General features: G+C 60.5%; 23 protein-coding genes and 1 pseudogene. 8 read left to right on the top strand and 16 right to left on the bottom strand.

Going from position 1 to position 24397, the window contains the following annotated elements; all coding sequences use genetic code 11:
- The first annotated feature begins 3 nt into the window (after positions 1 to 3).
- Positions 4 to 2085: an oxidoreductase gene (locus LB513_RS18225; RefSeq protein ID WP_224664890.1), complete on the top strand. Its 2082-nt coding sequence runs from the start codon at positions 4 to 6 to the stop codon at positions 2083 to 2085.
- On the opposite strand, the gene LB513_RS18220 is transcribed toward LB513_RS18225, so the two are convergent.
- From LB513_RS18220 to LB513_RS18210, 3 genes are read right to left on the bottom strand one after another with little or no spacing between them, the layout of a single operon-like run.
- Positions 2069 to 3358 carry a glycosyltransferase family 4 protein gene (locus LB513_RS18220; protein ID WP_224664889.1) on the bottom strand — a complete coding sequence of 430 codons (1290 nt, stop codon included), beginning with the start codon at positions 3356 to 3358 and terminating at the stop codon, positions 2069 to 2071. The two genes, LB513_RS18225 and LB513_RS18220, sit on opposite strands and share 17 nt — an antisense overlap.
- Entirely contained in the window at positions 3355 to 4803 is a 1449-nt protein-coding gene (locus LB513_RS18215) for a lipopolysaccharide biosynthesis protein (RefSeq protein WP_224664888.1), read from the bottom strand. Before LB513_RS18215 ends, LB513_RS18220 begins: the two co-directional genes overlap by 4 nt.
- Positions 4800 to 6347, bottom strand: a complete 1548-nt coding sequence (locus tag LB513_RS18210) for a DUF4214 domain-containing protein (RefSeq protein ID WP_224664887.1) — start codon at positions 6345 to 6347, stop codon at positions 4800 to 4802. Before LB513_RS18210 ends, LB513_RS18215 begins: the two co-directional genes overlap by 4 nt.
- 725 nt (positions 6348 to 7072) lie before the next feature.
- On the opposite strand from LB513_RS18210, the gene LB513_RS18205 reads away from it, so the two are divergent.
- On the top strand, positions 7073 to 7795 hold the full coding sequence (locus LB513_RS18205) for a glycosyltransferase family 4 protein (RefSeq protein WP_224664886.1): 723 nt from the start codon (positions 7073 to 7075) through the stop codon (positions 7793 to 7795).
- A gap of 31 nt (positions 7796 to 7826) precedes the next feature.
- Here LB513_RS18205 and LB513_RS18200 read toward each other — a convergent pair whose 3' ends face one another.
- Positions 7827 to 8072 carry a DUF6894 family protein gene (locus tag LB513_RS18200; protein ID WP_224664885.1) on the bottom strand — a complete coding sequence of 82 codons (246 nt, stop codon included), beginning with the start codon at positions 8070 to 8072 and terminating at the stop codon, positions 7827 to 7829.
- Positions 8073 to 9542: 1470 nt separating this feature from the next.
- Here LB513_RS18200 and dusA point away from each other — a divergent pair.
- A complete protein-coding gene (gene dusA, locus LB513_RS18195) occupies positions 9543 to 10541 on the top strand; it encodes a tRNA dihydrouridine(20/20a) synthase DusA (protein WP_224664884.1) in 999 nt (332 codons plus the stop codon).
- 15 nt (positions 10542 to 10556) lie between these two features.
- On the opposite strand, the pseudogene LB513_RS18190 reads toward dusA, so the two are convergent.
- Positions 10557 to 11253, bottom strand: a pseudogene (locus tag LB513_RS18190) (TIGR02281 family clan AA aspartic protease).
- Positions 11254 to 11265: 12 nt separating this feature from the next.
- On the bottom strand, positions 11266 to 11499 hold the full coding sequence (locus LB513_RS18185; RefSeq protein WP_224664883.1) for a DUF1289 domain-containing protein: 234 nt from the start codon (positions 11497 to 11499) through the stop codon (positions 11266 to 11268).
- A gap of 195 nt (positions 11500 to 11694) precedes the next feature.
- Here LB513_RS18185 and LB513_RS18180 point away from each other — a divergent pair, with 195 nt between their 5' ends.
- Positions 11695 to 12693 (top strand): nicotinate-nucleotide--dimethylbenzimidazole phosphoribosyltransferase, encoded by a 999-nt coding sequence (locus LB513_RS18180; RefSeq protein WP_224664882.1) that lies wholly within the window; start codon positions 11695 to 11697, stop codon positions 12691 to 12693.
- A gap of 73 nt (positions 12694 to 12766) precedes the next feature.
- Here LB513_RS18180 and LB513_RS18175 read toward each other — a convergent pair whose 3' ends face one another.
- On the bottom strand, positions 12767 to 14287 hold the full coding sequence (locus LB513_RS18175; protein WP_224664881.1) for a sensor histidine kinase: 1521 nt from the start codon (positions 14285 to 14287) through the stop codon (positions 12767 to 12769).
- 75 nt (positions 14288 to 14362) lie between these two features.
- On the opposite strand from LB513_RS18175, the gene LB513_RS18170 reads away from it, so the two are divergent.
- From LB513_RS18170 to LB513_RS18155, 4 genes are all read left to right on the top strand, one after another.
- Positions 14363 to 14986, top strand: coding sequence for a thermonuclease family protein (locus LB513_RS18170; RefSeq protein ID WP_411962719.1), 624 nt, complete (start codon positions 14363 to 14365; stop codon positions 14984 to 14986).
- A 51-nt stretch (positions 14987 to 15037) separates the two neighbouring features.
- Positions 15038 to 15649, top strand: coding sequence for a glutathione S-transferase (locus LB513_RS18165; RefSeq protein WP_224664879.1), 612 nt, complete (start codon positions 15038 to 15040; stop codon positions 15647 to 15649).
- Positions 15646 to 16263 (top strand): uracil-DNA glycosylase family protein, encoded by a 618-nt coding sequence (locus LB513_RS18160; RefSeq protein ID WP_224664878.1) that lies wholly within the window; start codon positions 15646 to 15648, stop codon positions 16261 to 16263. Before LB513_RS18165 ends, LB513_RS18160 begins: the two co-directional genes overlap by 4 nt.
- A gap of 108 nt (positions 16264 to 16371) precedes the next feature.
- Positions 16372 to 16863 (top strand): Lrp/AsnC family transcriptional regulator, encoded by a 492-nt coding sequence (locus LB513_RS18155; protein WP_006205209.1) that lies wholly within the window; start codon positions 16372 to 16374, stop codon positions 16861 to 16863.
- Between the two features lie 4 nt (positions 16864 to 16867).
- Here LB513_RS18155 and LB513_RS18150 read toward each other — a convergent pair whose 3' ends face one another.
- From LB513_RS18150 to moaA, 9 genes are all read right to left on the bottom strand, one after another.
- Positions 16868 to 17431: a DUF3299 domain-containing protein gene (locus LB513_RS18150; protein WP_224664877.1), complete on the bottom strand. Its 564-nt coding sequence runs from the start codon at positions 17429 to 17431 to the stop codon at positions 16868 to 16870.
- A 78-nt stretch (positions 17432 to 17509) separates the two neighbouring features.
- The gene (locus tag LB513_RS18145) at positions 17510 to 18379 is read right to left on the bottom strand and encodes an NAD(P)-dependent oxidoreductase (protein WP_224664876.1); all 870 of its coding nucleotides are present in this window, start codon (positions 18377 to 18379) and stop codon (positions 17510 to 17512) included.
- Positions 18380 to 18489: 110 nt separating this feature from the next.
- Positions 18490 to 19359: an ABC transporter permease gene (locus tag LB513_RS18140; protein WP_224664875.1), complete on the bottom strand. Its 870-nt coding sequence runs from the start codon at positions 19357 to 19359 to the stop codon at positions 18490 to 18492.
- Positions 19356 to 20075 (bottom strand): ABC transporter permease, encoded by a 720-nt coding sequence (locus tag LB513_RS18135; RefSeq protein ID WP_224664874.1) that lies wholly within the window; start codon positions 20073 to 20075, stop codon positions 19356 to 19358. The genes LB513_RS18140 and LB513_RS18135 overlap by 4 nt, the downstream gene beginning before the upstream one ends.
- An 80-nt stretch (positions 20076 to 20155) precedes the next feature.
- Positions 20156 to 20941 carry an ABC transporter substrate-binding protein gene (locus LB513_RS18130; protein WP_224664873.1) on the bottom strand — a complete coding sequence of 262 codons (786 nt, stop codon included), beginning with the start codon at positions 20939 to 20941 and terminating at the stop codon, positions 20156 to 20158.
- A gap of 157 nt (positions 20942 to 21098) precedes the next feature.
- The gene (mobB, locus tag LB513_RS18125; RefSeq protein ID WP_224664872.1) at positions 21099 to 21608 is read right to left on the bottom strand and encodes a molybdopterin-guanine dinucleotide biosynthesis protein B; all 510 of its coding nucleotides are present in this window, start codon (positions 21606 to 21608) and stop codon (positions 21099 to 21101) included.
- The gene (gene mobA / locus LB513_RS18120) at positions 21605 to 22237 is read right to left on the bottom strand and encodes a molybdenum cofactor guanylyltransferase MobA (RefSeq protein ID WP_224664871.1); all 633 of its coding nucleotides are present in this window, start codon (positions 22235 to 22237) and stop codon (positions 21605 to 21607) included. Before mobA ends, mobB begins: the two co-directional genes overlap by 4 nt.
- Positions 22238 to 22279: 42 nt before the next feature.
- Positions 22280 to 23200, bottom strand: a complete 921-nt coding sequence (locus LB513_RS18115; protein WP_224664870.1) for a DMT family transporter — start codon at positions 23198 to 23200, stop codon at positions 22280 to 22282.
- 126 nt (positions 23201 to 23326) lie between these two features.
- Positions 23327 to 24322, bottom strand: coding sequence for a GTP 3',8-cyclase MoaA (gene moaA / locus LB513_RS18110; protein ID WP_224664869.1), 996 nt, complete (start codon positions 24320 to 24322; stop codon positions 23327 to 23329).
- Positions 24323 to 24397: the final 75 nt, after the last annotated feature.

Below are 24397 nucleotides of genomic sequence, written 5' to 3'. Positions count from 1 at the left end.
CGGTTGGATTGGCTCGACCGGTTGGAGCCGGATGAAGGGGTCGAAGCAGACGGCGCCTTGCCAAGGACGATAGTCGTTGATGACTTTGGAGATGATCGCGCACGCGGCACCGTGATAGGGACGCCGGCAACGAAGGGAGGCATCAGGCATGGCTGCGATGTCGAGCGTCAGATCGCGATCGATCACGGTGCCTTGCGTTTTCAACCACTGGTGAGACCTGGCTGGGGTCGGCAAGGCATCGCCTACGGCCCCTTTCAGCGCGAGGCCGGCCTGGTGCTCGTGGTCTCCTTGACCAATGGACACAATACCTCGCAGGCCTCACCACTGCCAGACGACATCGCCAGGCGCTTCTACCGTTGGCTCCGGGGCCCCGGGATCGACCCATGGCCAAGCCGGTTGCTTGCCTTGCTGCGCTCGCCGCGAAAGAGCCTCACTGCCCGCCGGTTTTTGTGGTGGGCGCTCAGCACGTCAAGGACCTACCGGGGACCGAACATCAACGAGAACCTGGCTGTTGGCTGGTTCTCTAGCGAGGCCCCGATAAATCCGCTCGGAGACGGCTGCTGCTTTGTTGTTCACGCCGCGGAAGGTGAAAACGGAGAACTGTGGGCACGTGTCGGCAAGCGTTGTCTCAGCGCGTTTCGACGCCTGAACAACATTCATACGTACTACGTCGTGGCATTGCGGGAACAGGGCGCTGTCTACTATGCGGCCGCCGACCAGGCCTCGTTCGGCGTCGCGGCCTTCCCGATGATGCGGCCGATCGCGGTGGACCCGTTCAACAAGGACGAAAAGCTTTTTGCGGGTGTCCATCAAGCCGCACTTGGCCAGATCGGGTTTAGGGTCGATACTCGCGTCGAGGCGGTCCACATCGGAACAATACCGCGCTTCGCTACGACATTTGGATCCGCCCACGCTGCCGATGCATTTAACGAAGGCTTGCCGAGGCGGTCTGCCGCTATCGGTGGGCCTTGGCGTAGTTGGCCCGATGGAGCCGACGATATCTCCATCGTGGATCCCGGCCGCCCCTCTGGGCTGATCCACGCTCTGTTGCAGATAGACAAAGCCTCTGGCGCCGGGGGGCTCGTGTGGCGGTTCGGCGACATCGGAAACTACTGGCTGCTGAAACTCTCGGCGCTCGGATGCAGTTTGGTCACCAGGCGCTCTGGCGAAGATGTTGCAATCGCGTCGAATACAGAGCACGGGCTGCGAGAAGGCGTTACGCATTCGGTCCAGATTCTCGATTTCGGCGGCCGGGTAACCTGTTTTCTGGACGGGTTTCGCCTTTTCGAAGCGCATGCCGGTGTCGTCGCTGCAGAGACCGCTACCGGAGCAGGAACGTGGAAAACCGCCGAGAGCGAAATTCGATGGCGCAGCTTCGAGGCCCATCCGAGTGAGGTTCCTGTTCCATCAATGGCGCCTTTGCGCGAGCATCCCCAACTGCTCGGCACATGCCTGTCCTATGCCGACAGTTTTGCTGGTATTGCCGGCGAGCTGGAACAACGCACGACGGACTTCGGCGACGGACAATGGACCCGAACGCTCGGAGCCGGGGTCATCGACCTCGACGGCCGCGGCGGCGCCTGTGTGCGGGCAAGCGTGGATCGACCGAACCCGGGTCGCACGTTCTATTCGCTGCCGTGGGATCTGCCCGGCTTCAGCGATCTGGAAGTTTCGATTCTGCCCCCTGGGGAGCGTCGAGGACAGGATCAGCGCAGTCGGGCTGGATTGCTCTTCTGGCAAGATCGCGACAACTACGTTTGCGTCACGACCTGGCTCGACGACGTCTACCCGGGCGCTTCGATTTCAGTGTTTATCAAGCGGCTCGGCTTTGAAGAACTCTACGATGCGGTCTGGACCAATGTGGCCGACAAGGTCATCTGGGGGAAGCCTTTTCGCATGCGCGTGGCATTCGACGGCAATCGGTTTGAAATCTTCATTGATGACGAACCCGTCATGCAGCGCAGCCTGACCGATATCTATCCGAATGATCCGGCACTTCAAATCATGCGGGTCGGACTTGCAGTCAACTGGGAATGGGGTGACGACACGGGTTCGGTCTTTACATCGTTCAAGGCCCGGCGCTGAGATGAGGGCGGCTTGCCTCAACATGTGCATGGCGAAGAGCGAGCGCTGCCGCATACTGGGAGAGGGTCGATTCAGCAATTTTTTCCCACCCATAACGATCGGCGATCCTGGCGGCAGCTTGAAATCCCATCCTTGCCGTTCGGGCGGGGTTGGCTAGAAGATCGATCATTTGAGCCGCCAGCGCCTGCGGATCATTTTTTTCCACAAGAACGCCACCCCCTACGCCTTCCACGATCTCGGTCATGCCGCCGACGCGCGTTGCAAGAACGGGAGTGCCTGCAGACAGCGCCTCGATCAGGCTCATTCCGAAGGATTCGCTCAAGGAAGGATTTACGAGGAGCGATGCCTGGGCATATCGCTCAGTCAATAATTTGTAGGGAAGGGTGCCAAGAAAGCTGACCGTGGAAGCGATTTCCGCGGGTATCATGGCGCGCAATGCCGCTTCGTAGGAACCGACGCATTCGCGGCCGCCCTCATAGAAGCGGGCGAGGTCGCGGACGTCATTATCCGAGCTCAGGTCAATTAGAAATTCGCGAGGAAGCGTGACCGACGGCCCAACGATCTCCAACCGCGCCGCAGGAAGTTCAGCAGTCACGATCTGCCAGGCTTTCATCAGCGTGTGAAGGCCCTTTTCGGGAGACACTCTGCCAACAAACAAGACCCGCCCGGGAATTCCCGCTGCGGCCGAGACATTATGGCTCTCGGGTGCGCCATTTGGCAGAACCGCGAAGACTGTGTCCAAGTCGGCGAAGCGATTGCGCGCGCCGGCCATGACATGTCCAGAGCAACCGACAACAAGATCGGTGGCGGCCAGCGCGCGCTTCATTGCTTCGCGGTCAAGTTCAGCAAGCCAGTCACAATGCATGTGCAGCATGATTGCCGCTTTCGGCGCCGCACGTCGGATTGCAGGCACATACTGAGGGAAATTCTGCACGTGGATTATGTCAGGCGAGATCCGACGTATCGCCCGAAGGGCCTGGGCGAGATAGTCCAGTGCATAGATACTTTGTGCTACCAACGGCGACCGCGGCCTGACATGTCTCCAGAAACGGGAGGCTATGCCCCACAAACGTGCTGGTGCACATTTCAGCAGTTCGAAACGTACGCGGTCGATCTCCAGGTGGGCCGGCATACCTCGCGAACGCCGAGCCAGGACAGTCGTTTGACAATCGCTAGCCAGCCGTCTGGCAACCTCATATGTCCAAATGCCAACCGAGTTCTGGGTCGGCGGTGTGACTGTGTCAAAGGGCTGGCTCAGGATGACGACCTTCATCGGGTCCTCAGTCCAAGCACAAAATTGCGTGCGTTGAGCAGGTCAGGCCGCACCAGCAGGAAAGAGGCCGCTGCATAGACGATCGCGCCGACAAAGATACCGCCGATCAGCACGAAGCCGGGCGCGGCGCTGGCAGGGGCGCCCCTTAGCCACAGACTGACAACCGCAAACATCAGCATCGAAGCGAGAGCAAGACGAGGGAAAATCACCAGCGGCCGGAGGACGTCGATGCGGGCAATTTGGCGAATCTGGACAAGGAAGACCGGCAGGAGCAGCACGTTGCTGGCCACGAGGCCGGCGATGGCCCAAGCGAAGCTCACCTGCACTCCACCCGCTATGAAGACAAGAGCGAGAGCCGTATAGATCATGTTTAGCTTTAGCAGAAGGCTGGAGCGGCCGAGTGCGAGGATCGTATAGGCGCAGATTCCGTCAACCGTTCTTTGGACTCCCAGTATCATCAATATCTGGACAGCCACCACGCCGACGGACCAGTGTTGGCCGAAGATGAATGGGACGGCCACGGGCGCAATTGCGGCGAAACCGAAAAAGGCGGGGAAACCGATGATGCCGGCTACCCGGATCGTCGTGTTGAAGAAGCTGTTTATCTTTTCCGGTTCGGCCTGGATGCGGGAGATGGTTGGCATGGTGATGGCCATGATTGGCCAGAGCAGGAATTCGACGAGAAGATCGAGAGGTCGGCGCGCAAGCGCATATATGCCGACGGCGCTTGGACCGAGGAACGCGCCAAGCACGATCTTGGGGAGTTCATCGTTACCGAGATTCCAGAGAGTTTGCAGGACCAGTGGGCCGGCAAATCCAAAAAGCTCCCGGATGCGGGTATAGGAAAATCTGAAACTTGGTTTCCATGCGCTGCCAATGAGAATGACGATTGTCTCGACAACGGCCTTTGTGAGCTGCATCCAGACCAGGCTCCACACGCCAAAACCGGCGAGGGCCATTCCCACCGCCAGCGTGCCGCCTACGACGGAGCCTGTCAGCGTGCGCACCGCAAAAAGGCGGAAGCTCAGCTCCCGTTTCAAAATAGCCGCAGGCACGACGTTGAAGGCCTGAACCACGACGACCGCGCTGGTCCATTTGACGAGTGCCTGCAGTTGCGGCTGATCAAACGCAGCCGCGATCATCCCGGCAGACAGCCATATGAGGGTGCTGATCAGTGCCCCTGTCGAAACAAGCAGCCAGAACGCTGAATCCAGATGGATGGGTTCGATTTCGGCCCGCTGGATAATGGCGTCGGGCAGTCCCCGCGTTACCGGAGCGGCGAAGATATTCGGCACCACCATCGAGAGGGTGGCAAGTCCGAATGCCTCGGGGCTAAGATGGCGCGCCAGCACCACGAATACGGCAAACATGGCCGCTTGCCGGCCCCAGGTTTCCGCAGCGGCCCAGAAGGCGCTATTGGCGATCTGCTTGCCAAATACACTCACTGAAGTGCCTGCTGGGTGGAGAATAAAAATGGATGCTTGGAGCGAAATTCGTAGGAATTTGTGAATTCAGACACGATGTCTTGGCGAGTTACCTTGTTTATGCTGAGCCTGCCAACGTAAGAATCGAGCCCGTTATTGTCCGGGTCACGCCCAAGCAGCACTCGGTAGAGCACGGTTATATATTTCACGTTTCCAAGCCCGGCCGGCAGGTTCCCTGTTTTGAATTCGGCCGAATTCATTATCATCAGGAGTGTCGACGAGATGGACGGATCCGTTTTCAGGGCAACGATCTGATTCCACTGTTCGACAGGCGATGGCATGCGGTGCAGGAGCAAGCAGTACGCATACGCAACCTGGTTTGCATGGTTGAAAGAGGACTTATCGATATCATCGGGGGAACAGGGGTGAATTGCTCTGACAATTTCAGGTGACGGAGCCGATGTCTGGTCCACAAGCGCTGGGCTCGTTGCTGTTGTTGTTGGTAAAGTGAAATCCAAATCGCCTTCCGCAATGAACTTCTTTACCGCCTCGTAAGCCGGTTTTTCACCACTCGGTGTCCAGAGCCCACCGCCGCGTTTTTCCAGCCGGACGAGGCCCATGAAAGCCTCATAGCTTGGTGCCCAATAGGTCTCATCGAGAAGTTCGTAAATATGGGCAGCCTGCACGTCATAGGAAGATTGATATTTGCGCAGGAGATTCATCGTTTCGAGCAGACCTTCGGCCTGCTCCCTTTCTCCTCGTTGGCTGCCTCCGCTGTAATTGAACTCGGTCAACCAGATCGGTTTGCCGAACGTAGCCAGGAACTTGAATGCCTCCTCGGGGTCACCCTCATAGAGATGCCACACCGAAATATCCCATCTTATGCCGTCTTGCCGCATGCGGGTGAAGGCCGCGCGATGACCCCAGCCTGCCGTCCCCATCGCTTTCCTGATGGTCGGGTCGACTGCGATGGTGGCGTCTGAAAGACCCCGTAGGACCGCGCTCACCTTCACCCAGCGCGGGCTGAAATAATCTGATGTTTCCAAGCCGCTGGCGGGCCCCCAGGAGCAACTGTACTGCGCTCCGTCGTCCTTCATCTCGCAAGGCGACAGGATGGCATAGTTTTCCATCTCATTGCCGAGCTCCCAGACGCGAATGTCGTCCTTGAAGCGAGATACAAGTGTCGATGCAAGCCGATAGGCTTGTGCGTAAAGTTCGTCCGCGGTCGTGTGGTCGAGATCCAGTTCGGGTGTGATCACTGGCAGGATCTCTATGCCTCGCACCTTCCCGGCCTTGATCAGTTCGGCAAGTCTGCCAGCGCTATCGGCGTTGGAAATGTTGACGCGGTATGACTTCATGCCGAGGTCGTGGATAAAATCCAGCTGCCGTTCGATGGATATGCCGGGATAAGCGTTGAACGGATGTCCGTTCACGCCCCAGAGCAAGTCCGCCGCGGACGAACCGGTCGTGATCATCATCCATAATAGGCACAGCCAAAGACATCTGGTTGCCGCGGCAATGTAGCCAACGGCTCCAGGTCCCGATGACTTGGTCGCGACCAGCATCAGCCCAAACTTCCCTGGACGTCGCCAGATATCATACGCCTTCACTCCGTTGGCAGATCACTGATCGATCAAAGGGGACAATTCAGACCTGTTGCAGTCGGCGCCATCCTATCACTGGCGAGCCGGCGGCAAGCCCACACATTGGGCGTAGAGGCCCGCCCAGGACACGCCATTCGGATGAGAACGACCCAAGGCTGTGCTTTAAGTCAGCTAAGTCGCAAGGCTAAGATGACCTGGGCTTTCTCGTCAGCGAAAGTCGGAGCGACTGGGGCTGACTCGGCGCTGCTATCTTTGCGCCCGAATGTGAGTTGATGACGCGACATTGGACGATAAACGGCCGCTTCCTGGCGCAACCGACGACAGGGGTCCAAAGGTATGCACGCGAGATCATTTCGGCACTGGACAGTTTGCTCGCCGATCGAGGTCCATTGGCGAGGGACCTCGAGGTTGAGTTGCTGGCTCCGCCCGGGCCACATGACCTTCTGAGCCTTTCCACGATCCGCGTCCGGACAGTCGGCAGCTTTGGTGGTCATGCCTGGGAACAGGCCGTGCTTCCGGCTCGAGTTCGTGGCGGTCTACTTAGCCTATGCAATACGGGCCCCTTGAGCGCGCGCAGGCACATACTGTGCATTCATGATGTCAACACGCGAATATGCCCACAGAGCTACTCGCTTCCGTTTCGACTGCTTTACCGTACGTTGCTACCCGCTCTGGGCAAAACTGCGATGAAAGTGACAACAGTGTCGCAGTACTCAGCCGGCGAGCTGACGAGGCACGGCGTGTCTTCCGCGTCGAAGATCGAGGTCATCGGCAACGGACACGAACATGCGCTTCGCTGGGTGCCTCTTCATTCGGATCGCACCCGGTCTGTGGCCGGACCAGGGACGATTGTTGTGCTGGGCAGTTCGATTGCGCACAAGAATATAGGTCTGATCCTTGGCCTCCAGGATCGGCTCGGTTCGGCAGGACTGCAGGTGGCGGTCGTCGGCGCCTCCACCTCTCGTGTCTTCAGCAGGATCGACTACAGGAACGCGCCAAACGTCGTCTGGCTGGGGAGATCTTCGGACGCGGAACTGGCCGCACTTCTCCGCGACTCAATGTGCCTGGCGTTCCCGTCACTTGTTGAGGGCTTTGGATTGCCGCCGCTCGAAGCTATGTCTCTTGGATGTCCGGTTGTCATGTCGGACCGTGCAAGCCTGCCAGAAATCGGAGGAGATGCCGTACTTTATGCTTCCCCTGATAATGCCGATGCCTGGTTCAACTGTTTCTTGCGGTTACAACGGAACGAGGGTCTCAGACGCGATCTGTCCTCGCGCGGCCGAGCGAGAGCGGCTCAATACAGCTGGACTGCATCTGCTCGACGATATCTCGAATTGATGGCTCATGCGGATGGCCTAGCGCACATGGCGCCGTGCCGCCTGGAGACATCGAACGCTCTTGCAACCTAGTGTTTGGGAAGCGCGGATTTTATCAAATGGCTCACAACTGACCGTCAAAGACCGTCACGGCGCAGTCGATCTTGGCTGCGACCACAGGTCTGCGTTCCTCGTCATATATCTGGACAGCCAGCGCGCTCCTCGCCCCGTCATGCCATTCGTCCTGCGCGATGGCTACCAGCATCCTGATGGCGTCGGCCTGCGCCTCGGCAATGCCACGGTATTCCGTACCTTCTGTGTCCGGCGAGCGGCTCTTGCCATCCTGGATGTCGAAAAAAAACACTGGCATTAACTATCTAGACCCTATGGAACTGTGAACTTTTATACGCTGCTCTCGAAAAGCGCTCTGGCGACGTTCTTTAGGCCAATTCCATGACATGTGACAGCAACTGGAGGTAGGAAACAAAACGCTTCTGTGCACAACGCGCCAGAAGTTCCATCACAAAATGCGAAGCAGGGTTACGCTTCGTTACCTACAATTCGCCCCACGCAGGCCGCTGTCGAGTTCGTCGCAAAAGACACGGATCCAGCGATCCAATCTAGATGATTGAGGAGCCTGATTGTGCAGCTGTATAGGAGCCGGGGGCAGACTACCCGGCGCCGTCTGATACGTTAGAATGCACTCCATCCGGGCATTCCAGAATACCAAAACAAAGTCGGCCGACACCATGCCCGGCGGGGCCGGAACTCGCGCCGGTCAAGGAGCAATTAGTTCTACCACCAACAGATAACAACAAAGGTGCCACCGCGACTAGATGCGCGATCGCGGAATACAGCTCGGATCATGCCGGCGCTGGCACAGCTTTACCCCCCTTGAACCGGCTGCGGTTCTAGGAGGTCCCTCTCCGAGTGTCCGGTCGTAAGATCGACGCGGTTGCAAGCTTTGAAGTGCTGCCCCGAATTGAGATGACTGCAACCGGCATAGTAATTGCACGGGCTGAAGCAAAGCTGTTCGGGCGTCGGCGTGATGTCCCAGAATGGAATGCGATCAGCCTGAGGTGCAATGGTGCCAACTTTGTCAGACGTGATTGATCGGAAATGATCGGAAACGCACCACCGGTCGGCTGTAGACAATGCAAGGTAGCGCTGGTGCGCGGCCACGGTGACGAGGTGGATCGCCTGTTTTGCCCTCGATGCGGGATTTCAGACACAAGCGAGAATGTCACGCTCGAGATTGACGAGCGAGCGGCGGAGGCACTTTCACGCGCGCTCTGCCGTCCTGTCCTGCTCAGCAGCCATGCGCCGGGGAGGCGCGACGCCCCGTACCGGTTCGTGCTCTTGTTTGGTGACGGACACGCAACATCAGCTGCGTCTCCAAGCCGAGCTAAACCCAAGCGATAGGGCTTGCCAGCAGCCCGACAGGTTATCTGGATGCTTTGCAGCATATAGGGCTGCTGCCTTGGAACGGCGACGGGACTTGCCTACATCGCACATGTCGTCGATATGAAGGTCGATGAGCTCGCTGAACGTTTCAGCGCGCTTTGCGGGATTTGGTCGGCCGCTAACCGCGATCAACCTGGCCCTCGGTTTATGTCGCCCAGCGCCGAGCGTCTCTCGGCGCAAAGGGGTCTCGCTGACGTAGCGACCTGTGCGACGGACTTGCACACGCCAGGAACCGGACGTTAGCTTTGCGCAGGTGGCATTTTATTCGAGTGCGCTCTCTGTGCACTGAGAGATCGAAACGTGGCGAGAAGGGTCGTTGTCTGGCGTGAGTCGCCTGCACTCGGCAGATTCGAACGACTTGATGTTAAAAGAAAAGATGCAGAAATATCGAGAACATAGACTGGCCGTGGCCCCGATGATGGATTGGACGGACCGGCATTGCCGGTTCTTTCATCGGCAGTTGACGACCCGTGCGCTGCTTTACACCGAAATGGTGGTGGCCGACGCGGTCATCCATGGAGCGCGGGAGCGACTGCTTGGCTTCGATGAGGCGGAACATCCTGTCGCGCTGCAACTCGGCGGCTCCGATCCGATCAAACTCACCGAGGCCGCGCGTATCGGTGAATCCTTCGGCTATGACGAAATCAACCTCAATGTCGGCTGTCCTTCGGACCGTGTCCAGTCGGGCACCTTCGGCGCCTGCCTGATGAAGGTGCCGGATCTCGTCGCTGATTGCGTTGCGGCAATGAAGACGGCCGTGACCATTCCGGTTACGGTCAAGTGCCGCATCGGTGTCGACGAACAGGATCCTGAGCCCGCGCTCGATGCGCTGGCCGATCGCGTCTTCGATGCCGGCGCGAACGCTTTGTGGGTGCATGCGCGAAAAGCCTGGCTGGAGGGACTGAGCCCCAAGGAGAACCGCGATATTCCGCCTCTCGACTACGCCAGAGTCTATCGGCTGAAGACCGGAAAAGCGAATAAATTCATCGGTATCAACGGTGGCATTCAGTCGACTGAAGAGGGGCGGGCACATCTCAACCACATCGACGGCGTCATGCTTGGCCGCGCCGCCTACCACACGCCCGGCATTCTGGCCGGCGTGGATGCCGCCTTTTATGGCGTCGAGGCAGAGACTTTCGACCCTGCCGCGCTGATCGATGCGATGGCTGGCTACGCAGCACGCTACATCGAGCGGGGCGGGCGGCTCGGCCACGTCAGCCGTCACATGGTAGGGCTGTTCCACGGAATGCCCGGGGCGCGCCGCTACCGCCAGATCCTATCGACCGACGCCACTCGGCCCGGCGCCGGAGCGGAAATTCTTAAGACGGCATTCGCCGCTCTTGAATTCGGCGCCCGCGGGGCCGAAGCGGCCTGACTATTCACGCTCGGCTCAGTCCCTGAGGATCATCCGGTCGCCACGCACGTCGAAGCCTGACAGCGAGCCGATGAAATTCATGCCGAGCAGGCTTTGGCTCAGCATACCGGGTGCCGCCACCATTACCGACATGTCCTTGCGCACTATGGCGCCGATCGCCATTTCCTCGGTCCTGACCGCGGCGGCGCGCGCCATGCCGTTGGCCGTCGAAACCGGTATGGTGTAGTCGAGCGTGGCTGGATTGAAGCCAGCGGCCAGCGCGTCCTGCGACGTCAGCACGGTGCTCGTCGCGCCGGTATCGACCACGGCTTGAATAGGGTTCCCATTGATCAGGATCCGGGCTTCGAAATGGCCGTTGTCCGCCTTGTTGAGCATCACAGTGGCATGGCCGTCGTCAACGCCGAGCGCCAGCGGACTGCCGGGCACGAGCCCTGCTGTCACCCGGCTGGCCACGTCCTGCAGTTCATAACGATATTGATAGCCGGCGATGAGCGTCAGCACGATCGCTACCCAGGCGCCGAGGTTGCGTGCCATCGCGCCGACCGGCTCGAAGCAGTCCGGCGCCGATCAGGACAGTGAGCGCGCCGAGCCAGATCAGCCGGCCGAAATCGTAATTCTCCATGCCGAGCGTACTGCCTGCGGAGTCATTGAACATTAGCAGGATTGCTCCTGCTCCGATGAGCGCCATCACTATCCAGAAAGGCCGCTTCATAGGCGCTGCCGCTTACGACAGCGCGTCGCGTTCGCGCGTCATGCGCGTGCGGCGGGTCTCCCGGCGCGGCCGGCGTTCAACGGTTTCCAATCGTGCCGACAATTCAGCCATCACGCCCCGGCGCGCCTCCGGCGTCATTCCTATCCAGGCGCCGATTTCCTCACGCGTGCGGCCGCAACCGAAACAGAAACCGGTTTTCATGTCGATCGAACAGACAAGGATGCACGGAGATTCGATGGCCGTCATGACTTTCTCTTCGGGGTTCCGAGCGGAATCCCCTTTTCCATCCCCACATGGTGCAGCCGCCGAGCCAATGCAAGCCCTTCCGATTGCGCCTTCCCCGGCAGCTTTAGCGCCAATGCCAGAGGTTATGCGGAAGGTTGTGCCGGCCAGGGAAGGCGGCTATGCCGCAGGACAACGTCACGGAACGGTGCTGGAAACATGACAAGCCTGCTGCCCTTCGACGATTTTCGCGACCTGCTGGCCAATCTGCCGGCACCGGACACGGTCGCCGAGGCCCGCGTGCGGGCGCTGTTTGCTAAGGCAGAAAAGTGGACCAATTCGCTGGGACGCATCGAGGATGTCGCGGCCTGGCTCGCCAAGTGGAGCGGACGTGCTCCGCCGGCCGTGACAAGAGCCTCGATGGCAGTCTTTGCCGGCAACCACGGTGTCGTCAGGCATGGCGTTTCGCCCCGGCCAGTGGCGGCAACCGCCGAAGCGGTCGAGCTTTGCGCCGCCGGAGGGGCCGCCATCAATCAGATTTGCATCGCCAACGATCTCGGGCTGAAGGTCTTCGACCTTGCCTTGCATATCCCCACCGACGACATCACGGAGGATGCCGCGCTTGATGAACGTGGCTGCGCCGCCACCATGGCCTTCGGCATGGAGGCGATCGCCGGCGGGACCGATCTTTTGTGCCTTGGCGATCTCGGCGTGGGCAACTCGACAGTGGCGGCCGCCTTGTTCGCGGCGCTGTTCGGGGGCAGGGGCGTCGATTGGGTCGGCCCGGGATCAGGCGCCGATGCGGCCATGCAGGCCCGCAAGGCGGAAGTGGTCGATATGGCGCTGGCTTTTCATGACGGCCACCTCGGCGATCCGCTGGAAGTGCTGCGCCGCCTCGGTGGCCGAGAATTCGCGGCGATCGCCGGCGCCATCCTTGCCGCCCGGATGCAGCGGATCCCTGTACTGCTCGATGGACTTGCGGCCACGGCGGCCGCCGCAGTGCTGCATGCCGCCAATCCGGCCGCGATCGACCATTGTCTTCTTGCTGGCCTGTCGCCCGACCCCGCTCACGCGCTGGCCGCCGGGCGGCTCGGCCTTCATCCGCTGCTCGACCTGGGCATAAGCCATGGCGAGGGGGCGGGCGCCGCTCTTGCCGCTGGCCTGGTGAAAGCCGCGGCGCTCACCAGTTCAGGCATGGCGGCGGCGGTGCGCGGCTAGAGCTCGTACAGGATGCAGTCGCGTTCGTTTAGGCCCGGCACTATCTCAAGATGGCGCGGACTGGCCCGGTATCCTATCGCCTCCGCGCGGCGACGGCGGCCGTTGGAAGTGCGGGCAGCTCCTCCATCACCCGGCTCACCGGGAAAATGGCGATCGCCTCGGTGCCTTCGCGCAGCTTCGAATGCAGTTCGAACTCTCCGCCATGCATGGCGAGCAGCCCTTGCACGATCGGCAACCCAAGCCCCGTGCCCTGCTCGGCGCTCTTGATGGCAATCGAGCCCTGCCCAAAGGCGGAGAGCACCACGGGAATTTCATCCTCGGGTATGCCGGGTCCATTGTCCTTGACCGAAATGTACTGACCGCCGCCCGCTGTCCAGCCGACACGCACACGGATCTGGCCGCCGGTGGGGGTGAACTTGATGGCATTCGACAGCAAATTGAGCGTGATCTGCCGCACCGCCCGCTCGTCGGCGAAGAGGCGCGGCAATTCGTGCTCGAAGTCTTGGATGACGCGGATATCCTTGTTGCGCGCCTTCAACTCCATCATGTGGCAGCAATCCTCGACGATGTTGAGCAGGAACACCGGCTCCTCATTGAGCTGATAACGGCCGGCCTCGATGCGCGACAGGTCGAGGATCTCGTTGATGAGGTCGAGCAGATGCTGGCCGGATTCGTGCACGTCATGGGCATAGTCCCGATAGGTCGGATTGTTCATCGGCCCGAGCACCTCGTTCGACATCACCTCGGAAAAGCCGAGAATGGCGTTGAGCGGCGTACGCAACTCGTGGCTCATAGACGCGAGGAAGCGCGACTTCGCCAGATTGGCGTCCTCGGCCCGACGCCGGGCCTCGTCGGACATCGATTTGGCCGTCTCCAGTTCGGCGATCAGAGCATCCTTCTCGGAGCGGAACGACAGCAGCATCAGAGACGAACGGTGGAGATGGCGAGCGACAAAAGCGAGGAAGGGCAGCGACATGACAAGCAATGCCACCATGATCGCCCCGACCGGCATCCGCAGCATGAACCAGGCATAGGCATAGAGCGCGACGGGGACCGCGAAGGTCGCCAGTAGGGCGCCGCGCAACGAAGATGTCATCAACGCAGTCGCCGCCATGGCGCACAACAGCACCGCCGCCTTGGCGGCCTGGAACTGGTCGACCTGGCAGGCATCGCACCCAAGCCAGACGAACCAGCCCCAGCCGAGGCCGCACATAAAATGACCGATCAGGAATCCGCGTCGTGCGTGCACAGCCGTGAGGTTCGAAGCCTGCGTCCGCTCGATCCGCCGCGCCATCAACGCGAGCGCCGTGTAGCAGGCCAGGGTGAACAGAGCCCATAGCCCGATCTCGTTGCTGACTCCTACAATGCGGCCGCCTGCTGCTATCGCCAGAACGAGAAGCGGCATGGCGATCGCGCCGCCCGTCATCGCGCGGGCATGCAACTTGAGAAGTTCCCGGTCGAAATCGGGATTACCCGCCTGTTGCGAAAGACGGTCGCGCGTCTTACGCACCGCGCGCGCGACATCGCTGTTGCGATGGCGTTTCCTGCGGTCCACAATGAACTTGTCCGCTGTGTTCGAGCGTTGCAAGGGCATGAAAACTTCGGTTTATGCGAGCAGCGGTTCCTATTTGTTAAGCTACGTTCGAATGATTAACCAACCGTTTGCCATATGACCCGCTCATGGCGCTCGAGGCCGCGCCGTCAATATGCCGCGGCACCTCCAACAATGTGGCGCCGGCTGGCGGACTACGGATTAACAATCGTCATTCTTGGACTGCTGATCCTGGTTGCCGCACGCCTTGACCAGGCACAAACGCGCAGGACCGCGGGCGTGGCTTTCGTCAACGATGGTGATTCCATCAGGCTTGGCGGCGAACGCATCCGCATGCGGGGCATCGATGCGCCGGAATACACGCAGGCCTGCCGCCGTAATGGCGCCGACTATGCATGCGGAACGCTGGCACGGCTTTCGCTGGTGCGCCTCATCGCCGGAGGGCCTGTGTCCTGTACAGGGTGGCGGCGCGACCGCTATGGCCGACTGCTTGGCGACTGCACCGCCGCCGACGGAAACAACCTGAATCGCGCCCAGGTCGAAGCGGGCTGGGCAGTCGCTTACGGAGATTTCGAGAAGGAGGAGGCTCGCGCTCGTGCCGCAAAGGCCGGCATATGGGCGGGCACGTTCGACCGGCCGCGCGATTGGCGTGACAGCCATCCGGCCGCGATCACCGAAAGACAACGCGGTTCACTGGCGCAGTGGGGTGACATCTTGCGCGATGTCTTTCGATTCTGGTGATGCTCGCAGATAGGTTCGACCGTATAGTCGCGCCGAGATAGGGAGGATCAGATGAAACTGTTCGACGGCGGCCGCGCGCCCAATCCAAGGCGCGTCCGAGTCTTTCTCGCCGAGAAGCGGATCGAGGTTCCGTTGGTGCCTGTCGACATGGGCGCCATGGAGCACAAAAAGCAGGAAGTCAGCTCGCGAAACGCGCTCCAGCGCCTGCCGGTTCTGGAACTCGACGACGGCACCGTGATCACTGAATCCGTCGCCATCTGCCGTTACTTCGAGGAACTGCACCCCGAGCCCGCGCTGTTCGGCCGTGGCGCGATTGGCAAAGCGCGGGTGGAGATGTGGCAGCGGCGGATGGAGTTCAACCTGTTGAATTGCGTTGCCCAGGCCTTCCGTCACATCCATCCGGCGATGAAGGAGTGGGAAATCCCGCAGATTCCCGAGTGGGGCGAGGCCAACAAGCCAAAGGCACTGGAATTCCTCAAGATGCTTGACGGCGAACTGGCGAACCGGGATTTCATTGCTGGCGATGATTACACCATTGCCGATATCACCGGTCTGATTGCCATCGACTTTATGAAGCCCGCTCGCATCAAGGTGCCGGAAGACTTCACCCATGTGTTGCGCTGGCACCATGCGGTTTCCAGTCGCCCTAGCGCCGCCGCTTGAGCGCTGAACTTGACGCCTTGGCGGCACGGGCACGCGCTTGCCGCATCTGCGCCGAAACTCCTGCGGTCAAGCCGCTGCCGCACGAGCCACGGCCGGTTCTAGGGCCGTCGTCGACCGCCAGGATCCTGATCGCCGGCCAGGCGCCGGGAACTAAGGTCCATATCACCGGCATGCCGTTCACGGACGCTTCGGGAGACCGCCTGCGAAGCTGGCTTGGCGTGACGAACGACGAATTCTACGACACCGAGAAATTCGCCATCGTGCCGATGGGCTTCTGTTTTCCCGGCCAGGACGCCAAGGGCGGCGACTTGCCACCGAGACCCGAATGCGCGCCGGCATGGCGCGCTCCTTTGATGGCCCTTATGCCACAAATCGACCTCGTGCTGACGATCGGCATTTATGCGCAGTCCTGGCACATGGGGGCCATGCGCCGGGCCTCGCTGACCGAGACGGTCATGGACTGGCGCGCCATATGGGAGAAGTCGACTGGGCCAAAAGTGCTGCCATTACCTCATCCATCGTGGCGCAACACCGGCTGGCTGAAGAAGAATCCGTGGTTCGAAACGGATTTGCTGCCTTTCCTTCAGTCGGAAATCCGCTGTCGCCTCGGTTGAGCTTTCAGCAAGAAATCACTCGCTTTTCCCGCGATCGGCAGAATTTCTTTCTTGGCAAAGGCCGCAGTTAAGCGGATTATAGCCAATCTATTCCCTTGAGGGCTTGCAATGGACCGGCTTGATAGAAAGATTCTCCGCCTTCTGCAGGAGGACGCGACGCTTGCGGTGGCCGATGTCGCCAAGAAAGTCGGATTGTCGACGACACCGTGCTGGCGGCGTATCCAGAAGCTCGAGGAAGAGGGCGTCATCAAGCGGCGCGTCGCCATTCTCGACCATGAGAAGGTCAATGTGCGCGTCACCGTCTTCGTGTCGATCCGTACCAATTCGCACAGTCACGAATGGCTGCGCCGGTTTTCCGAGGTTATCCAGGAATTTCCTGAGGTGGTCGAGTTCTACCGCATGAGCGGAGATGTCGACTACCTTCTGCGCGTGGTGGTGCCTGACATCGCTGCCTACGACGCGTTCTACAAACGGCTGATCGCCAAAATAGAAATTCGCGACGTGTCGTCGTCATTCGCCATGGAGCAGATCAAATACACGACCGAAATCCCACTCGACTATATGGTGCTCGACAAGGAATCGGGTGCCAACGCAGCCTAGGCGTTCAGTTCTTCTTGTTGAGAAAAGTCCAAGGCGAATTGGCCGGCAAAGTCACCGTGTCCGGCACGCTCTCGACCTCCACCACTTCGGCCTTGCGCATCGTGTAGCCGGAGCGGATGACGCTGACGCCGTCCAGGATAAACAACTGGCTTGTCTCGATACCCGGCTTCAGGGTGCCCGTCACAGCGACAGGCTGGTAGGCTGCGGATAGTTTGTAGGGGCGGGCCGGCGTCACCAGAACGATCTGGTTGAGCGGCGGCGTCGGCATGTGGCTGCAGGCGCCGTTCCACGGTACCAGCAGGAACTGGTAGACGAGATCGCCATCGCGATCGACGGGCAAAGCATAGCCGGCCAACTGGACCGTCTTGTCCCCGAGATTGAGAGACAGCGTCTCGCCGTGGTCAGGCAGATTGGCCGCGATCATCGGCAAGCCGGCGTTCTCCGCGGCAGACTGTGTCGCGGGGCGCAGATCCTTCCAGAAATTGCGTGCTGTTTCAGCCGAGGCGCTGCCGGCGACAAGACAGAGGGCGGCCGCCAGCGCCAGCGTCGAGTTCCGCCGAAGGTTCATGAAGGGCACCCTTTACAGCCGACAGCCGGGACCCGTTCGGCATTGAACCCGCCGCACAGGTGCCGCCGCACCGAAAACCTACTTCTCCAACCGCGCCAGGAGCGAAGACGTATCCCACCGCCTGCCGCCCATTGCCTGCACATCCTTGTAGAACTGATCGACAAGCGCGGTCACCGGCAGGCTGGCGCCGTTACGGTCGGCCTCGGTCAGGCAGATGCCAAGATCCTTGCGCATCCAGTCGACGGCGAAGCCGAAATCATATTTGCCGGCGTTCATCGTCTTGTGGCGGTTCTCCATCTGCCAGGAACCCGCCGCGCCCTTGGAGATGACTTCGATCACCTTCTCGATGTCGAGGCCGGCCTTCTTGCCGAAATGGATGCCTTCGGACAGTCCCTGTACCAACCCGGCGATGCAGATCTGGTTGATCATCTTGGTGAGCTGGCCAGCGCCCGATGAGCCCATCAACCCGACCATGCGGGCAAAGGAATCGATGACGGGTTTCGCCTTGTCGAAGGCATCCTGTTCGCCACCGACCATCACCGTCAGCACGCCGTTCTCGGCGCCCGCCTGCCCACCGGAGACCGGAGCGTCGAGGAAGGAAAACCCTCTCCCGTCTGCCGCCGCCGCCAGTTCGCGCGCGACTTCGGCCGAGGCGGTGGTGTTGTCTATGAAGACGGCCCCCTTTTCCATCGAGTCGAAAGCGCCCTGGGGGCCAGTCGTCACCGAGCGCAGATCATCATCATTGCCGACGCAGGAAAACACGAAATCCTTGCCCTTGACGGCCTCAGCAGGCGTCACGGCAAGAGCGCCGCCATGTTGTGCGACCCACTGCTCGGCCTTCGCCCTGGTGCGATTGTAGACGGTGACGACATGGCCGCCCTTGTTCTTCAGATGGCCGGCCATTGGATAGCCCATAACGCCAAGACCGAGAAACGCCACAGATGCCATGAACTTGCCCTTCAGTTGGAAACCGGATTTGTCCCGCAAGCTCTAGGCTCTGCGGCCAATACGTCAAGACGCCGTCAGCTTGCTAGGCTGTCGCAGCCCCACCGGCTCGATCAGCGTTTGAGGTGGATGGTGATTCTTCGCTCGATCCACTCGACGCCATGGCGCAGGATTTCGACGATCACCAGATAAACAAGAGCGACCCAGATATAGGCCTGGATGTCGAAGGAATTGGCGAAGGCGAGTTTCGCATTGCCCATCAAGTCGTAGACAGTGATGATGGCAACGATAGCCGAAGCCTTGATCATCAGGATCAGCTCGTTGCCATAGGGCCGCAAGGCGACGATGAGGGCCTGCGGCAGGATGATTTTGCGCAGCGTTTGCAATTTGTGCAGGCCAAGCGAGGCGGCTCCTTCCCATTGGCCTCTCGGCACGCTCTCGATGGCGCCGCGCAGGATCTCCGCCTGATACGCCGCGGTGTTGAGCGCGAAGGCGAAGACGCCACAATTGAAAGCGTCCTTGAAGAAATCCCAGAGCGTGAACCGGGCGAAAGTCAGCCCATCATTGATGACCGGTAGATACAGCCCGAACTCCGAGAGTTGAGGGCGGAAGGACCCCAGCCCGTAATACACCAGGAACGTCTGGACCAGCAGCGGCGTCCCGCGGAAGAAATAGACGTAGCAATAGGCAAGACCCGAAAGGACGCGGTTCCTCGACATGCGGCCATAGGCTACCGGGATTGACAGGGCGGCTCCAAGCACCATCGAGATGCCCACCAGCGAAAGGGTAACGCCCAGTCCCCGCAGATAGGCCGGCGCGTACTTGGCGAAGAACTCGGCGTTCCAGGCAAAAAAGAGGTAGGCAGCGATTCCCAGAGCGAAGCCTATCCACAGGCAGACCAGCGCGTAGCCGACAATGCGCCGACGCGGCCAGCCGCGCGCTTGTGCCGGCGGCCGTTCGACGCTGATGGCCGTCACGCTCATCGCTGCGCCTCGCGCCGTCCGAGCGAACGGAGAATGGCGTTGGTGGCAAAGGAAGACAGGACGGCCAGGCCAAGAAAGACCAGGGCGGCCACGCTGTAGAACAGAAACGAGTGCTTGGTGACCCGCGCCGCGACACCGGCATTGCGCAGCGTCTCGGCGAGACCGACGACTGACACAAGCGATGTGTCTTTGAGCAGGCTGAGCCAGCAGTTCTCAAGACCGGGGAAGGCGATGCGGAGCAGTTGCGGCAAGATCACCTTGCGCATGGTCAGCCAGTTGGAAAGGCCGATTGCATAGCCGCCCTCATACTGGCCCTTTGGTATGGCCCTGAAGGCCGACAGGAATACCTCGCTCGCGTAGGACGAAAAGATCAGCGCAAGCACGATCATGCCGGCGACGAAGCCGTTGACGTCGATTGTCGCGTCGGGGCGGAAAAAGCGGACCAGGTGCTGTAGCAGGATCGGCATGCCGAAAAAGAACAGGAACAGTGTCACCAGTTCCGGCAGGCCGCGAAAAACCGTTGTGTAGATGTTGGCGGCCAGACGCAGCGAGGGCTCTTCGGACTGCTTTCCCAGCGCAATGAAAAAGCCGATGGTCAAACCAATCGGCAAGGTCGCCAGGGCCAGCAGGATCGTGACCACGACCCCATATGCGATATCATCACTCCAGCCATCAGGTCCCCAACTGAGAAGTGTCCAGATGCTTGGTGCTGGCATTGACCGGTCTTACCCCGACGGCGTTCCCAAGATGAATAGAAAGACGGCGGGGTACCACCCCGCCGTCGCGAAACCGTCGATCAGGACTCGGCGCCGTAGACGTCGAACTTGAAATACTTGTCGTTGATTTCCTTGTACTTTCCATTGGCGCGGATGGCGTCGATTGCCTCATTGAGCTTATTGACCAGGTCGGTCTCGCCCTTGCGCACCGCAATGCCGGCGCCCGGTCCGAAGATCTCGACCGGTTGCGGGGACGGCTGGCCCAGAATCTTGCAGCAGGCGCCATCAGGCGAATCCAGGAACTGCTGCAACACCACGATGTCGTCCTCGATGGCGTCGATGCGTCCGTTAGCAAGATCCGCCTGCTCCTCGGGGCTGCTCGGATACCCCTTTATGGTGCTGTCGGTATAGGTCTTTGAGGCATAGTTGAAATGGGTTGTCGTCGTGGCGACCCCGATGGTCTTGCCTGCCAGATCTTCCTTGGTCACGCCCTTAAGCGTGCTGTCTTTCGGCACGGCCAGCGCCGAGGGCGTATTGTAGTATTTGTGCGAGAAGTCGACCTTCTCCTGCCGCTCCGGCGTGATCGACATCGAAGCGACGATGGCGTCGAACTTGCCGGCTTGGAGAGCCGGAATGATGCCGTCCCAATCCTGCGCGACAAACGTGCACTTGACCTTCATTTGATCGCAGAGTGCCTGCGCGATGTCGATGTCGAATCCGACGAGCTTGCCGTCGGAGGTGAGGTTGTTGAAAGGGGGATAGGCGCCCTCGGTGCCGATCCGCAGGGTCTTCTCCTGCGCCTGGGCTACGCCGAGCGTCAGCAGCGCGGCCGAAGCGGCGAGCGCGATACGCAGTGCAATACGCATGATAATCCTCTCTTTAAGGTCCCGGCCGTCGTTCCGAAACGGCTCTGTGGGCGGTGCTTTTGATCGCCCGCTGCGGCGATACTCCCACTCTTTCCAAGAAAAAAGCAACTGCAAAACCACAAATACGGGCAAGGCTATTCTGCCGCTGCGTTACGTCTCAAGCAACCAGCCCCGTCGCGTGCTCGATGAAGTCGGCTATGGACTTGACGTCATCGAGGCCGAACACCGGCAGGGCACCGTCCAGCACTTCGAAATCAGCGGCGACGGCGACGATGTTGGGATCGCTTGCCGCAAGCGGCGTCCGATCCTTGGCATCCAGTCGGCGAGTTTCGATCTTGCGGTGAGGTTCGCGCTTGTAACCTTCGACGAGGACCAGATCGCAGGGCGCCAGCCGTGACAATATCGTTTGCAGCGACGGCTCTTCCTCACCGCGCAGTTCGTGCATGAGGGCCCAGCGATTGCCTGACACGATCGCAACCTCCGTGGCTCCTGCCTGCCGGTGGCGAAAACTGTCGGCGCCCGGTTTGTCTATATCGAAGTTATGATGCGCGTGTTTCACCGTCGAGATCTTCCAGCCACGACCGACCAGTTCGGCAACCAGCTTTTCCGTCAAGGTCGTCTTGCCGGAATTCTTCCAGCCGGTGATGCCAAAGACATTTGGAGTCATGCAATCATGCTCTGCGACAGACGTTCCGCCTCGGCAAGATCGTCCGGCGTGTTGATGTTGAAAAACGGATCGAACGACACGCCGGAAATGTCCTCGATCGGGAAATCCACCTCGATGCAATCGCGCCGGTCCATAAAGGCAGAAACCCGTTTGTTGCCCTCATCGACCAGAAAGCGCCTCAAATCGTCACGGCAGTCCAGCGGCCAGAGAGCAAAGGTCGGGTGCTGTCTGCTGCCCGAAGAAGCGACGGCCATCGAGCCGCGAATCCCTGTCGTCGCCGCCATAAGCCTCTCAACCAGGTTCTCAGGCAGGAACGGCGTGTCGCCGGCGGCCGTGACCAGGTATGGACAGCGGGTGTTTTCCGCAGCCCAGTCGAGGCCAGCCAGAACCCCGGCCAGCGGGCCGGCGAAACCCGCAACCGTGTCTGGCCGCACCGGGAGCGACAGGCCAGCGAAGCGCCCTGGATCGCCGTTGGCGCTGAGCACCAGCGTGCCCACCTGCGGAGCGAATCGCGCGATGACATGGTCGAGCAACCTTGCGCCGCCAAGCGCGAGCAGGCTCTTGTCGCCGCCGCCCATCCGGCGCGATCGGCCCCCGGCCAGGATAATCCCCGCAACGTCTCTGTTCATGCCACGGCCTTCGGCCAGTTCTCCTTGCGGATCCGAAGCGGCCTATATGCCGTCCGGGGCCATGGACGGTCCAGTGCTTTCAGCCACGATCCTGCGCCGGCCAACAACGCGTTCGCGATAGAGTGTGTAAAGACCGGAACAGATGATGATCGTGGCCCCGATGATCATGGCAAGGTCGGGAACGTCACCAAAGATGAGAAATCCAAGCGCGATCGACCATAGCAGGGAGGTGTAGCGGAAGGGCGCGATGAACGAGATGTCGCCTGTACGCATTGCCATGATGATGAACTGATAGCCGATGACCACGAGGATGGCGGCCAGCGCCAGCAGGGCCGTGCCTTGTCCCGTGAGCGGCGTCCAGCCGCCCATGGGCCCGAGCAGGATCGCGCCGACCACGGTCATGGCGACGGCCGTTGCCGTTGAGACCAGCAGGGACGGGATGGCGGCAGGAATCCGTTTGGTGGCGAGATCGCGCACCGTGCAGCAGGCCACGGAGGCCAGCGCTGCAAGCGAAAACATGCTGAAGCCTTCGAAGCCGGGGCGTACGATGATGAGAACGCCGGTAAATCCCAGCGCAATGGCCAACCAGCGCCGCCAGCCGACCTTTTCCTTGAACACAAGGGCGGCGCCCATCGTTACCGCCAGCGGCAAGGCCTGCAGGACGGAAGAGACATTGGCAATTGGCAGGTGGGCGAGGGCGACCAGGAAAGTCACCGTGCCGCCTGCCTCGCCGATGACGCGTATCGCCACCAATGGCTGCAGCATCAAATTCAACTGAGCCAGAGCCCCGCTGCGCCAGGCAAGCAAGCCAACAAACAGCGAGGCGAAAGCGCCGCGGACGAACATGACCTGCGCCATGTTCATCGATTCCGACGAGAACTTCGTGATAACGTCATTGAATGTGAAGCCAGCCATGGCGATCAACATGAACGACGCGCTGCGAACATTTGGAGAGAGAGCCAAGGTTACCACCGCTGTGCTTTGCCCAAGCCTGTAGCAGCCAGCGACGAGTCAGCAATGTCAAAGGGCTAGACCACGCCTCGGTGCGGGCCGGCGAATGCGGTGGCAAATCCGAGAGATGCAGCGGCGTCAGCCGCCCGTTACGCTCATATGCCTGGAAACCGAGGGCCGGCTGGTGCGGCGGTCGATGATGAAATCATGGCCTTTCGGCTTACGGCCAATGGCCTCGTCGATCGCGTCGGCGAGAAGTTCATTGCCTTCGGAAGCTCGCAGGGGCGAGCGCAGGTCTGCGGCGTCCTCTTGCCCAAGGCACATATAAAGCGTGCCGGTACAGGTCAGCCGGACGCGGTTGCAGCTCTCGCAGAAATTATGCGTCATCGGCGTTATGAAGCCGAGCCGGCCGCCAGTTTCCGCGACATGGACATAGCGGGCAGGGCCACCCGTCTTGAACGGAATATCGGTCAGCGTGAACTGGCGCTCCAATGAGGCACGCAGCAGCGACAGCGGCAGGTACTGGTCGGTGCGGTCGGCGTCGATCTCGCCCATCGGCATGGTTTCGATGACCGTCAGGTCGATGCCGCGGCCATGTGCCCAGCGCATCATGTCGGGCAGTTCGGCATCGTTGAAATCCTTGAGCGCCACCGCGTTGAGCTTGACCTGCAGCCCCGCCGCCTGAGCGGCATCGATGCCCTGCATGACCTTGTCGAGATGGCCCCACCGGGTGATCTTGTGGAACTTGTCGGCATCCAGCGTGTCGAGTGAGACGTTGATGCGACGGACCCCGCAATCAGCCAGCTCGGCAGCAAAACGCGACAGCTGCGAACCATTGGTGGTCAGCGTCAGCTCTTCCAGCGCACCGCTCTTCAGATGCCGCGACAGCTGACGCACCAGATGCATGATGTTCTTGCGTACCAGAGGTTCACCGCCGGTAAGGCGCAATCTCTTGACGCCCTTTTCGATAAAGACCGTGCAGAGCCGGTCGAGCTCTTCCAGCGACAACAGGTCTCTCTTCGGCAGAAAGGCCATGTCCTCCGCCATGCAATAGGTACAGCGGAAATCGCAGCGGTCGGTAACCGACACCCTGAGATAGCTGATCGTGCGACCGAAGGGGTCGATCATGTCCATGCTTCAAGCGTTTCCCGTGGCCGTGAACGGCTTCGTGTATATTGCTATGTGATACGGAGCGTCCCGCCATTCAAG

Origin of the sequence: Mesorhizobium sp. ES1-1, from assembly GCF_020164785.1 — a bacterium.
Taxonomy (GTDB): Bacteria; Pseudomonadota; Alphaproteobacteria; order Rhizobiales; family Rhizobiaceae; genus Mesorhizobium.
Note: the sequence above shows the minus strand (reverse complement) of the source record. Positions and strands in the feature narration are given on the sequence as shown.